The sequence below is a fragment of the Trichocoleus sp. ST-U2 genome (assembly GCF_039961875.1).
Classification (GTDB): Bacteria; Cyanobacteriota; Cyanobacteriia; order Cyanobacteriales; family FACHB-T130; genus FACHB-T130.
In genome coordinates, this window is record NZ_JAMPJY010000002.1 from 261,041 (window position 1) to 272,511 (window position 11,471).

Below are 11,471 nucleotides of genomic sequence, written 5' to 3' on the forward strand. Positions count from 1 at the left end.
TGGCAGGTATTCATTGTTACTTGCAACACCAACCAGTGAATTCCATCTGAATTGATCGCAGATTCGCGCTGATTGTTTTAGCACTCATTTTTAAAATGCGCTTATCTTAATTCTGGCTGTGTTATTAATTCATCGTATCCTGACTTAGATGACCCAAAACCTATCTACAGAAAGGCGTTAAATATCATGACCTCATGCAAAAGCGATAGGTTTATGCTCTCAAGGCAGGCTCCGGGCGAGCGATCGCTACTCCCTCCTTTAACTGGATACTTCACCCGCACGGGTTGCCAAGCCTCTGCCCATCTGACGATAGCGATTCGATGAGTCTTATTAACCAAATACCTCATCTTCCCTTCCCCGCCACCACTCACCCAGATTCATCAAGTCCTGATGAATATCTCCTAATTCTTGAACATATTCCTCTGGTGAGATAGTCGGGCGGCGTTCTTGGAGTTTTTTTAGCCGCAATTGCACTAATAGCCAAGGCTTGGAAATGCTATCTGTGGCTTCAATGTATTGGGCTAGTTCTTTGCTATCCATGATTTATCTAGTGGGAATTTATCTTCTTTAAAGATACAGGCAGCCGAAGTTTACAGATAATAAAAAAACAACCACTACTAACGTGGCTGTTTTCCAGATGATTAAATTTGATGTAACTGAAACATCAGCTGTTATTTAAGCAGCAGCCGATAAATTTTGGGCAACAAAGTCCCAGTTGATCAAGTGGTCAACAAAGTTCTGCATGAAGTTGGGACGACTATTCTGGTAATCCAGATAGTAGGCGTGTTCCCAAACATCCATTGTTAGCAAGGGAGTTTGCCCGTAGGCAATCGGGTTTTCTGCGTTCGGAGACTTAGTTACTTTTAGGGTATCGCCATCCTTGATTAGCCAAGCCCAACCACTACCGAATTGAGTGCCTCCGGCATTTTTGAACTCTTCTTTGAATTTGTCAAGGCTACCGAAGCTGGCGTTAATTTTTTCCGCTAGTTCGCCACTCGGATTGCCGCCTCCATTTGGCTTGATGCCATTCCAATAGAAGGTATGATTCCATACCTGAGCAGCGTTGTTGAATACAGCAGCTTTGTCTGATGCTTTGTAGGTTGCCTTGATGATTTCTTCAAGCGACTTGTCGGCTAGTTCTGTGTCCTTAACTAGATTGTTGAGAGTGTTCACGTAAGCAGCGTGATGCTTGCCGTAATGGAACTCAAGTGTCCGCGCCGACATACCTGACGACTCTAAAGCGTCTTGATCGTAAGGTAAAGGGGGTAATTCAAATGCCATTGTGTTCAATCCTCTGCTAACTGCTTTCTAGCTTAAAACTAAGGGAGAAGTTTTTTCTTCTTAAGGATCTAAGTCTCGTCCGATCGAGGTTGCGATCGCTAGCGATATAAAACTTAACCACTGGATTGTACCTTAAAAGTCGAGAGACAGCCAAAATCAACGCTTTGTGCCAATTTAGGCTGTACTCTCCACTAATTTCTCCCTGGTGCATCTACCCAAAGGGATAATTAATGGCGATCGCTCAAAACTCCTCTAACCATTTCGATTGCCGCTGCTGGAGTATTGGCAATCAAAATAGAGTCTTCAGACAAGCTTTGGAAAAAAGCTTTACTTTCTGGATGATTCGTTAATAAAATCACTTTTTTATGGTTCTTCAAAGCTAAGGCAATTTCCGAAGCGGTTCCTGCACCCATGCCGCAGGCAATCACAACATCAGAAGAAAGGACATTAATATTATTTCTCGCATTTCCCATATCGGTAACAATTGCAATATCTACGGCATCAGAAACCGTGCTGGTATCGTTAGTGGGAAGAACGCCAATTGTTAAACCATTAGCAAATTTTGCTCCTTTACTCGCCGCATCCATCACACCAGCATTTCTGCCGCCAGTCAGCAAAACCCATCCCTCTTGGGCGATGAATTGACCGAGTTTATAAGCGTTTTCTAAGTCAGTTTCTGTGGCGTTGGCTCCTGGTCCCATAACGCCAATTAGGGTTTTTTTCATGGCAAGCTGACCTTACTCCTAAGCGTTGAAATTTTTAACGCCGAGGTACGCAGAGTTTTACGCAAAGGTACGCAAAGTAATAGAAGTGCAATAAATTAGCATTTTCCTCAGCGTATCTTTGCGATCGCCTTTGCGTTCTTTATCTTCAAAAAACTTACTCAAACCTACAGAGAACCAACAATCATTCCAGCCAGTAAAACAAAACCAATCCAAACATTTTGGCGAAAAGTTTCCCCATATACTGGCGTTGGGATATCTTTCCGGCTGAGGCGAGAATATTGCCAAATCCAAGCTAAGGTTGCCAAACTCAAAGCGATCCAAAAGCTAAGCTTTAGATCCATCACAATTCCCAGCCATTCAAGCAAAATAACCGTGCCAGTAAAGAAGACACCAACAGCTTCAGCCGCATAATTGCCAAAAAATAAAGCGCTGGAATTAATGCCAATCCGCCGGTCATCTTCCCGATCTGACATGGCATAAACGGTGTCAAATCCAAGTGTCCAGAGTACCGTCGCGCCCCATAAAATCCAGGTGGGTTCTTCTAGCTTGGCAGTTACAGCAGTCCAGCTAATCAGCACGCCAAAACCCCAAGCAATCGACAGCACTAGCTGAGGCACTGGAAACACCCGCTTGGCGGTGGGATAGAAAATAATTACGGGAACTGCCGCCACGCACAACCAGAAAGTAAGGGAATTAAGGTAGAGTGCGAGAACCCCAGCGCAACTCATCGCTACCAAGGCAACGACGATGCCAGTTTTGACCGACAAAGCGCGAGAGGCGAGGGGACGCGATCGCGTTCTTTCTACTTGCGGATCGATATCCCGATCCCACAAATCATTGACGACGCACCCGGCAGCACTGGTCGCTAAAGTACCCAGTACAATCACGCCTACCAGCGGTAACGGTGGCTTTCCTGCTGCTGCCAGAAAGACCGCCCAGAGTGCCGGAATCATCAATATCAGGCGTCCTGCTGGCTTATCCCATCTCAAAAGCCGGACGACTGTCAGCCAGGTGGGTTCTGTTTCTTTGTGTTCTTGCTGGGTCAGCATGGTCTAGAAAAATGAGTATCCAGAAATATCATTAATCACATCTTTATCCCCTATAGAATATCCTTATTCATCAAATCTCGGCTGGTTCTGCAACCCTGGATACATCGAAATGGTCAATTTAGTTGCCAACGCTAAAGATAATTCTGCGGGTGTTTCAACTCCTAGCATGGATCGAGATCGGATTCTCGCTGCGATTGACTTAGGTACCAATTCCCTGCACATGGTGGTCGTGCAAATTCAACCCAAGCTGCCTGCTTTTTCGATTATTGCCAGAGAAAAAGACACGGTGAGACTGGGCGATCGCGATAAAAAGACGGGCAATCTGACGCCAGCGGCAATGGAACGAGCGATCGCAGCCCTGCGCCGCTTCCAGGGAATTGCCAAAAGTCTTAACGCTGAACAAATAATCGCCGTGGCAACCAGTGCGGTAAGAGAAGCCCCCAACGGGCGAGACTTTTTAAAACAAGTAGAATCAGACTTAGGCTTATCTGTCAACCTGGTTTCCGGTCAAGAAGAAGCCCGGAGAATTTACTTAGGCGTGCTGTCGGGAATGGAATTAAATAACCATCCCCACATCATTATTGACATTGGCGGCGGTTCGACCGAGTTAATTTTAGGGGATAGTCACGAACCGCGATCGCTCAGCAGCACTAAAGTCGGTGCAGTCCGACTAACCGCAGAATTTATTACCACCGATCCCATCAGCAATGGCGAATTTCAGTCCCTACAAGCTTATGTGCGCGGACAGCTAGAACGAGCCGTTGATGAATTGCGGGCAGTTCTCCAACCAGGGGAACAGCCGCGTTTAGTGGGAACGTCCGGGACGATTGAGACGCTGGTGACGATACACGCGCGAGAAAAACTAGGTACTAACCCCTTTTCGCTAAATGGCTACCAGCTGAGTCTTAATGACTTGAGAGACTTAGTGAATCGCTTGCGAAGGCTCAATTACTTAGAACGAGCCGCCATACCAGGAATGTCAGAGCGGCGGTCAGAAATTATTGTTGCCGGGGCGGTTATTTTACAAGAAGCGATGACGCTGCTAGGCGCTGAATTGCTAACGGTCTGCGAACGGAGTCTCCGGGAAGGAGTGATCGTCGATTGGATGCTCGCTCACGGCTTAATCGAAGACAAGCTGCGCTACCAAAGTTCTGTACGCGAGCGTAATGTAATCAAAACCGCCCGCAAATACGGTGTCAACCTGGAATACTCTCAGCGAGTTGCAGAATTCGCCCTTAGCTTATTTGACCAAACCCAAGGCATCCTCCACCATTGGGGTTCAGAAGAACGGGAACTACTGTGGGCAGCCGCAATTTTACACAATTGCGGACACCATATCAGTCATTCTTCCCACCACAAACACTCTTTTTACTTAATTCGCAATGGTGAACTTTTAGGCTATACGGAAGCCGAAATTGATGTAATTGCGAATTTAGCCCGCTATCACCGCAAGAGTGCGCCGAGGAAAAAGCACGAGAACTATCAAAATCTGCCGACTAAACAGCACCGACAGATCGTTGCTCAGTTGAGTGCCTTGCTCAGATTAGCAGTTGCTCTTGACCGGAGACAAATTGGTGCAATTCGGCAAGTGCAGTGCGAATACAACGCAGAAACGAAAGAACTTCAGCTTCACCTAAAGCCAACTCAGCTCGATGATGATTGTGCCTTAGAAATCTGGAGTTTAGATTATAAAAAAGACGTTTTTGAGGCAGAGTACGGCATTAAACTACTGCCAGTTTTGAATGCTATTGCTGTTCCAATTAGCCAATAGCTCAATAAAGAGCTTTTCGAGCAATCGTCAAAAATCAAAAGTCTGCGTCTCAAATAACACGGAATCTTCAAGCTTTGAAACGATCTGGCAAATAAAATCCCGGCTCTAAAATTTCCAGTTACTCAGCTAAGGGAGGAAAGAGAATACTACTTCATATAGCTACAACAAAGCCGTTTACTGCCGCCATTGAGCCGGGGTTGAGGAATCTGATGTGTAACGTCACAAAAAGAAAGCGATATTAAGATGCGATCGCTCTGAGGAAGGGTAGAATATCTACCCTTCGCAGCTCAAATCACTTCATAGAATTCATCGTCAATAGTCGCGATCGCTCTTGGTGAAGCAGCATCACCTATCTGCATCATGAGTTGTTGCAATTCATTACCAAGCGACTTGATCTCATCATAATTCCCTTGAGCGATCGCTTTCTCCAAATTCTTTAATAGTCCTTCGATTTGCCTTTTCTGGGCGGCAAGCACTTGCTCTACCAAGTTATTCGTCAAATTAAAAAGAACCCGATAAGCATCATTCATCTTGGTAAAATCTCCAGTCTTGAAATCTGAGTTATCGTTGGAGGTTAGTTTCAAAGAGTAACTTTTAAGTTTTTGTCCCTCATTTTTACGAGCTTCTATCAAGTTCGCCATGTCAATCTTTTGGCGAAGTATGCGATCGGCTTCAGCATTGCGTTCTGCATCTCTCACCATACTCTCCACTTCAGTTGCAGGGATAGTGGCAGCGCCGATAATGCTAATTAATTGCTCTTTTCCGGTGCTTATTTCTTTGGCATAAACATTCAGAATACCATTGGCATCAAGGTCGAAAGTTACTTGAATTTCTGTTCTCTCCAAAGAAAGCCCATCTAATCGAAGAATCCCCAAACTCTGGTTATCTTTAGCGAATTCTCGTTCACCCCTTAAAATATTTATTTCTACACTGGTTTGCCCATAAGTTGCAGTATAAAACTTTTGAGATTTGATGACAGGAATATTACTATGACGGGAGATAATTTTTGTCATAGTACCCTCTATAGTTTCGATTCCCAAAGATAAAGGAGTGACATCCCTCATGCAATAAATGGAATTGTCTCTTCTGGCTACTTTCCCCTGAATAGCAGCCCCAATTGCTACAGCCTCGTCCGGGTTAATGCTTTTCAAGGGTTCTTGATTCGTCACCTCCTGCACTAAGTCTTGGACAACCGGAATGCAGCTAGAACCACCAACCAGGACAACAACATTAATGTCACTAAGGCTTAGTTTCGCCTGTTTAATTACTTGTTCGATGTTAAGGCGACAGCGAGCTAAAAGCTCAGAACACATTTCTTCAAATTCAGCTCTAGTAAGGGTAGCGTTGAGATGTTTTGGCCCATCTGGGGTGGCTGTAATAAAGGGTAGGTCAACTTCTGTTTGCGTAAGGAGGGAAAGCTCTATTTTTGCTTTTTCGGCTGCTTCTGTAAGCCGTTGGGAAGCCTGTATATTTTGGCGTAAGTCGAGACCTTCTTGACTTTGAAATTGGTTGGTCAGCCAATCGATAATTTTTTGGTCGAAGTTGTTACCACCAAGATCGGGGTCGCTACGGCTAGCCAAAACTTCAAATACACCATCACCTACTTCCAGAATGCTAATATCTAACGTGCTACCGCCTAAGTCAAAGACGAGGATAGTTTCGTTATTTTTCTTATCTAGTTCGTAGGCAAGGCAAGCAGCAGTCGGTTCGTTGATGACGCGGAGGATTTCTAAATTCTCTAATCTGCCAGCCTCTTTGGTGGCTTGACGTTGAAAATCGTTGAAGTAGGCAGGAACAGTAATAACCGCTTGAGTTACTTCTTCCCCCAAATATTTGCTGGCATCATCGACAAGTTTACGCAGAATTTGGGCAGAAACTTCTTCAGGGGTAAATTCTTTGCCTATACGATGACAGTTGATTTTAATGCCGCCATTGTTATCGGGTAGAACTTGATAAGAAACTTTATCTACTGCGTTGATGACTTCGTCGTATTTGCGTCCAATAAAGCGTTTAACAGCGTAAAAGCTGTTTTCTGGCTGCATCCCTGCGTTACGTTTGGCAATTCCACCAACCAATTTGTCCCCGTTCTTAGTGTAAACTACAACACAAGGAGTGAGGCGGAATCCTTCAGCGTTGGTGATGACGATGGGTTGCTTACCATCCATCACTGCAATACAAGAATTTGTCGCACCTAAACTAATTCCAGCTACCTTTCCCATGATGCTCAATGTCTAAAGGTGGCTTGAGCTTAACAGCGGTTTAAAAAATAGTAGGTTCGGTTATACCTCCAAGGCGAGTTCTCATTTCCGTACCTTAGAGGGAATTCTTTTTTATTAGTTTCGCTCTAAAGTAGAATTCAGCATTCTCATCAGTCTGCTAACTTTTACCCAAAAAGTTATACAATCGAAACTCCGCCTCGCAGTTCTAGTCGAAATAAAAATATTTGGCAGCTATCTTAACAGTAAAGCTTAGTTTAGTTAACTCATTTTGCTCAAGGTTACTCTATCAAGGCGATCGCCTCCACTGCTTCTAGGCTAATTTTGCTGAAAGCGATCGCTAGAATGCCATTGATAATCCACTAGCGATCGCGCTGTTCCTTAGGGTAGAAGTTGGAATCAGCCGTAAAAGTTATCTTTATAGATAAGTACCATACAGGAAGCTCTTATCAGAAATTCTGCCGGCTAAAAAATAGCAGTATCCCTTACCGAGTTTTTATAGATAAAGTATCAAGGTAGGCAGAAAGTTTTAAATTAACTTTGTCACCATTTAAATAAATTTAACAAATGACCTTTTCAATAAAATACGGCTCGGCTTCCTAGACCTAAAAAAAACATAAAAATCAATTTGTAAAACTAGCTTCAGTATTCATATAAAATTTTAGTAAAATAACCGATTGTTCAATATTTTAGCAACGCTGAAGTCTTAATTTGCGATGAAAACACTATATACACTTTTTACCAAAGAACGGAGCGAAGTTCAGACAGAGATCGATAAGGCAACTAGCCCGGAGCAGGTCGTTAAGCTGGTTCAAAAGCGACTCGATAATATTCAGAGCAGTTATGTTGGCGAGTTAAGCGTCGCTCAGGTACGTCTGGCTTCTTTATTCCTGGACACTTTGCGGCAGTCCTTGGGGACTCTCACCGCTGCCAATGAGGCGATTTCGGAGCCAGAGCCTCAGCAGAGTGCTAACCCAGCCAGAAAGGTTTCTCCCAAAACCATAATCCTGAAAGTGCTACAGGGACTCATCTGCATAGGCATTTTAGATTCTCTATTCTCCTTGGCTTCAGATGCACCAGGAGCTTGGATGGATATCTTGCTGGTGTCTCTGCTGGTTGGACTAGAAGTGGTGTTCCAAATCGATAAACGCGATCGCGCCAATCATTCAGTTTCTCTTCAACCTGTAGAAGCGCCCCAGCCGATCGTCCGGGTCGATAGCCAAGTCTTTCTAGACAACCTGACCGATGCCCTGAACACCATTGATTTGGCAGTCGCCCGGACTCAGGAAGTAAAAAAACCGCTGGATGCTAGTGGAATAGAAGAGCTACCAGAACTGTTGAATCTGCTTCAGAGACTCATGGGTGCGTCAATTCTAGAGAAACCCCAGATGTCGCTTCAACTCACCAAATTGCTGCCACAGATTTTAATGGAGCAGGGAATTCGGGTTCAGATTTACCAAGGGGACGATACGCATCGCGAGTATTTTGATTTCGAGCCAAGTATCGATCCTGCCGCGAAAGAGTCTGTAACGATAACTCCCGCTTTGTTTAAAGGCGATCGCCTGCTCCGACGCGGTCGAGTTATTGAGCCAGCATACTCCGAGGCTAGGGAGTAAGATGTCTTGTCATCGTGGCTGTTTGTAGTCGCATCTTCATTTAGATAGTATTTCCCTTTTTTCTTAGCCTCCTTTTTCAAGGGGGGTTGGGGGGATCAAAACTCTCATTTACATGGTTGATTAGCGGAAAGTATAAAAATGGAAGTTTTAGAAACTATCGGATTCGATCTGGGGCACGGTGAAACCGCTGTCGCTCAGGCGAGAGTGGAGAGCATCGAGCCGCCAGGGATGCTTGAAGTTAATAATAAAAAAGTTCAAATCACAGCACTAGCTTGGCATCCCGATATCGGTTATCTGATTGGAGAACAAGCATTAATCCAAGCTGGCGTTACTCAGCTCAAAATCGCTTTCAAACAAAAACCAAATACTGACCCAACTTATCGGGAAACAATCAGCAAGTTTCTAGAAACTTACTACCGCCTTTTGAAAGAAAGTAAACAGATTGAAGGTGGAGAAACTAGCCAATTTTACGTCGGATGCCCTTCAGGATGGTCTGTTGACGAACGAGAAGAATACCAAAAGTTACTGAAGGAATCTGGTATTCCTTTAGTCAGCGTTGTCCCAGAGTCGCGGGCGGCTTTCATGCAAGCTAAGGAAGCCGGGAAGCTTTCTTATGACAAACTTAAATCGTCGGTGCTAATTGTTGATATTGGCTCTTCAACGACAGATTTCACTCTGGTTAAAAGTTTGCACGAAATCCCGATAGATTTCGGAAGTAATGCGCTGGGAGCTTCTCTAATCGATAAAGCAATTTTTGCCCAGACTCTCGCTAACCACGAGGAAAAAGCATTACTCGAACGAGTATTCGAGGCATATCCTCATCACCAAGCGCGTTGCGAACTTGCTTGCCGCAAAGCGAAGGAAGATTACTTTTCTAACGAACAGGTATACAGCAATCCACAATCCTTTGCACGCGGCTTTGAGTCGATCAACGAACAGATTTACTTTGTGCCTCAAGTTAATAAAGCGGTTATGGATGAAATCTTGAACCAACCTTTGCCAGAATTGGGTGGCAAGAGTTGGCTTCATTCCTTCAGGGAAGCAGTAAACGAGGCGAAAGAAAGGCTGGATCAACAAGGCTTTGTACCGCAACTTTTGCTGATGACTGGGGGTGCATCCCGGATGAAATTTACGCGCCAAATTTGCGAGGAAATATTCCCGGAACCGGACACTCAAGTTCGCCCCGATCCAGAACCCGAACGCTGCATTGCCTTGGGTCTAGCACGGGTAGGAAGATGGGATCTGCGTGCTGCTGCTTTTAAAGAAGAGGTCAATACACTATTTGACTCAAAGAAGTTAAAACACCTGGTCAAAAAACATATTCCAGAGTTAATCGAATTGCTGGCTAAGCCACTATCAGAGGGGCTGATTGAAAGCACAATTCAACCAAGTTTAAAAAACTGGCAAAACAACAAAATACGCACTTTGGCTGATTTGGAAGAGTCTATGAAAAAGCAGGCGGAGCAGTGGATTGAAAGTCCTGGCGCTCGGCAAATCGTCAATACTCAATGCGCCACTTGGTTTAACAGCAAGATCCAACCAGAATTAGCTGAAGAAACCGACCCGATTTGCCAAAAGTTTCAGATACCCAGAAGTAGCTTGAGGTTTGAGGAAAGTATCGACCCTGATGTCGTTAGTCCTGACCTATCGATTGGCGACACTATTCTTGCCGAAACGGTAGGATTTATCGTCAATGTGGTGATTGGTGGAGGGACTGTTGGTAGCATCATCGCTCTAATTTTAACTGGACATTTGACCTGGCCCATCGTGCTAATCTATGGTGCCTCAGTTCTTGCCGCAGGAGTGGAGATCACCCGCAGTAAAACCCAAGAAGCAATTAAGACAAAGGTAGATGTTCCGAGTTGGACTCGTTCTCTTCTTTTGAGCGATAGCAAGATCGACTCTACCTGCGAGCAAATGAAACCTGAGTTAGAGAAGGTTTTCAGACAACAACTAACAGAGAATCAGGAAGCTTTTGACGAACTGATTGGGAAAGTTGGGCAAGAATTGAAAAAAGCTCTAAATACCAAGGCGGAAGAGGCAGTAATTCTCATTCAGTAGGGATGCGATCGCTCTTTCCTCGCTGCTTATGGCTGATTGGGTGAGAGCGATCGCTACAATATTACTGACAATCCATTGGGAGAAGTCTTGTGTCAGCTAGTTCGGGACTTTGAGAGGAAACGGTTATGACAAGAGAACTAGAAGCTAACCGACAGAGTTTGTACGAGACGGACTACCTGAAATGGATTCAAACTACTGTAGAAAAGTTGCGGGTTGGAGACTACCCTAATATCGAATGGGAAAATCTAATCGAAGAAATCGAGGACATGGGACGAAGTGAGCGCCGGAGTCTAAAGAGTAATCTTATTATTGTCCTGACTCACTTACTTAAATGGCAATTTCAGCCAGAGAAAAGAAGCGGTAGCTGGAAAGGTAGTATCGTTGAGCATCGCAGACGCATTCGTGAAGCTCTAAAAGATTCTCCCAGCCTCAAGCCTTATCTTGAAGAAGTCTTTGCTGAATCTTATGCAGATGCAGTTGAACAGGCGAGTGCTGAAACTGAACTGCTATTAGAGATATTTCCGCAATTATGTCCCTATACATCCACAAAAGTTTTAGATTCTAACTTTTTGCCAGAATAAGCGATCGCCTTCCCTTCTGACTGAAGATAGCGATCGCGCTACTCATTCAGGCTAATTAACCTGAGTTCGGGATAAGGAAGGGACAAGCGAGTAAGCTAAAAGTCATCACACAACAGCTTTACAGGCTCGTCCCATGCTTAGTCTAGAAGAACTTTTTTGCTCTGTCGATGA

9 protein-coding genes are annotated in these 11,471 nt (G+C 44.6%); 4 read left to right on the plus strand and 5 right to left on the minus strand.

All coding sequences use genetic code 11. From position 1 onward, the window contains the following. Positions 1 to 330 precede the first annotated feature (330 nt). From NC996_RS02460 to NC996_RS02475, 4 genes are all read right to left on the minus strand, one after another. Positions 331 to 540: a hypothetical protein gene (locus NC996_RS02460; protein WP_190685843.1), complete on the minus strand. Its 210-nt coding sequence runs from the start codon at positions 538 to 540 to the stop codon at positions 331 to 333. 135 nt (positions 541 to 675) lie between these two features. Next, positions 676 to 1,281, minus strand: a complete 606-nt coding sequence (locus NC996_RS02465) for a superoxide dismutase (RefSeq protein WP_190430556.1) — start codon at positions 1,279 to 1,281, stop codon at positions 676 to 678. A gap of 227 nt (positions 1,282 to 1,508) precedes the next feature. Continuing rightward, positions 1,509 to 2,006, minus strand: a complete 498-nt coding sequence (locus tag NC996_RS02470; RefSeq protein WP_190685846.1) for a TIGR00725 family protein — start codon at positions 2,004 to 2,006, stop codon at positions 1,509 to 1,511. 164 nt (positions 2,007 to 2,170) lie between these two features. Continuing rightward, positions 2,171 to 3,055 carry a 4-hydroxybenzoate solanesyltransferase gene (locus tag NC996_RS02475; protein WP_190430558.1) on the minus strand — a complete coding sequence of 295 codons (885 nt, stop codon included), beginning with the start codon at positions 3,053 to 3,055 and terminating at the stop codon, positions 2,171 to 2,173. A 109-nt stretch (positions 3,056 to 3,164) separates the two neighbouring features. On the opposite strand from NC996_RS02475, the gene NC996_RS02480 reads away from it, so the two are divergent. Continuing rightward, positions 3,165 to 4,826: a Ppx/GppA phosphatase family protein gene (locus NC996_RS02480; protein ID WP_190685849.1), complete on the plus strand. Its 1,662-nt coding sequence runs from the start codon at positions 3,165 to 3,167 to the stop codon at positions 4,824 to 4,826. A 287-nt stretch (positions 4,827 to 5,113) separates the two neighbouring features. Here the strand turns inward: NC996_RS02480 and dnaK are convergent, their stop codons facing one another. Next, complete coding sequence (dnaK, locus tag NC996_RS02485) at positions 5,114 to 7,045, minus strand: molecular chaperone DnaK (protein ID WP_190432744.1); 1,932 nt, start codon at positions 7,043 to 7,045, stop codon at positions 5,114 to 5,116. Positions 7,046 to 7,758: 713 nt separating this feature from the next. Between dnaK and NC996_RS02490 the strand changes: the two genes are divergently transcribed. The 3 genes from NC996_RS02490 to NC996_RS02500 all read left to right on the plus strand — a co-directional run bounded on the left by NC996_RS02490 (position 7,759) and on the right by NC996_RS02500 (position 11,300). Next, positions 7,759 to 8,658: a hypothetical protein gene (locus NC996_RS02490; protein WP_190685852.1), complete on the plus strand. Its 900-nt coding sequence runs from the start codon at positions 7,759 to 7,761 to the stop codon at positions 8,656 to 8,658. 138 nt (positions 8,659 to 8,796) lie between these two features. Further along, positions 8,797 to 10,719 (plus strand): plasmid segregation protein ParM domain-containing protein, encoded by a 1,923-nt coding sequence (locus tag NC996_RS02495; RefSeq protein ID WP_190685855.1) that lies wholly within the window; start codon positions 8,797 to 8,799, stop codon positions 10,717 to 10,719. Between the two features lie 125 nt (positions 10,720 to 10,844). Further along, positions 10,845 to 11,300 (plus strand): DUF29 domain-containing protein, encoded by a 456-nt coding sequence (locus NC996_RS02500; protein ID WP_190685859.1) that lies wholly within the window; start codon positions 10,845 to 10,847, stop codon positions 11,298 to 11,300. Positions 11,301 to 11,471 lie beyond the last annotated feature (171 nt).

Excerpts from the sequence above, each read along its gene's own strand:
- NC996_RS02480 (WP_190685849.1), top strand. The coding sequence starts at position 3,165 with ATGGTCAATTTAGTTGCCAACGCTAAAGATAATTCTGCGGGTGTTTCA.
- NC996_RS02465 (WP_190430556.1), bottom strand. The coding sequence starts at position 1,281 with ATGGCATTTGAATTACCCCCTTTACCTTACGATCAAGACGCTTTAGAG.
- NC996_RS02470 (WP_190685846.1), bottom strand. The coding sequence starts at position 2,006 with ATGAAAAAAACCCTAATTGGCGTTATGGGACCAGGAGCCAACGCCACA.
- NC996_RS02490 (WP_190685852.1), top strand. The coding sequence starts at position 7,759 with ATGAAAACACTATATACACTTTTTACCAAAGAACGGAGCGAAGTTCAG.
- NC996_RS02500 (WP_190685859.1), top strand. The coding sequence starts at position 10,845 with ATGACAAGAGAACTAGAAGCTAACCGACAGAGTTTGTACGAGACGGAC.
- NC996_RS02460 (WP_190685843.1), bottom strand. The coding sequence starts at position 540 with ATGGATAGCAAAGAACTAGCCCAATACATTGAAGCCACAGATAGCATT.
- dnaK (WP_190432744.1), bottom strand. The coding sequence starts at position 7,045 with ATGGGAAAGGTAGCTGGAATTAGTTTAGGTGCGACAAATTCTTGTATT.
- NC996_RS02495 (WP_190685855.1), top strand. The coding sequence starts at position 8,797 with ATGGAAGTTTTAGAAACTATCGGATTCGATCTGGGGCACGGTGAAACC.
- NC996_RS02475 (WP_190430558.1), bottom strand. The coding sequence starts at position 3,055 with ATGCTGACCCAGCAAGAACACAAAGAAACAGAACCCACCTGGCTGACA.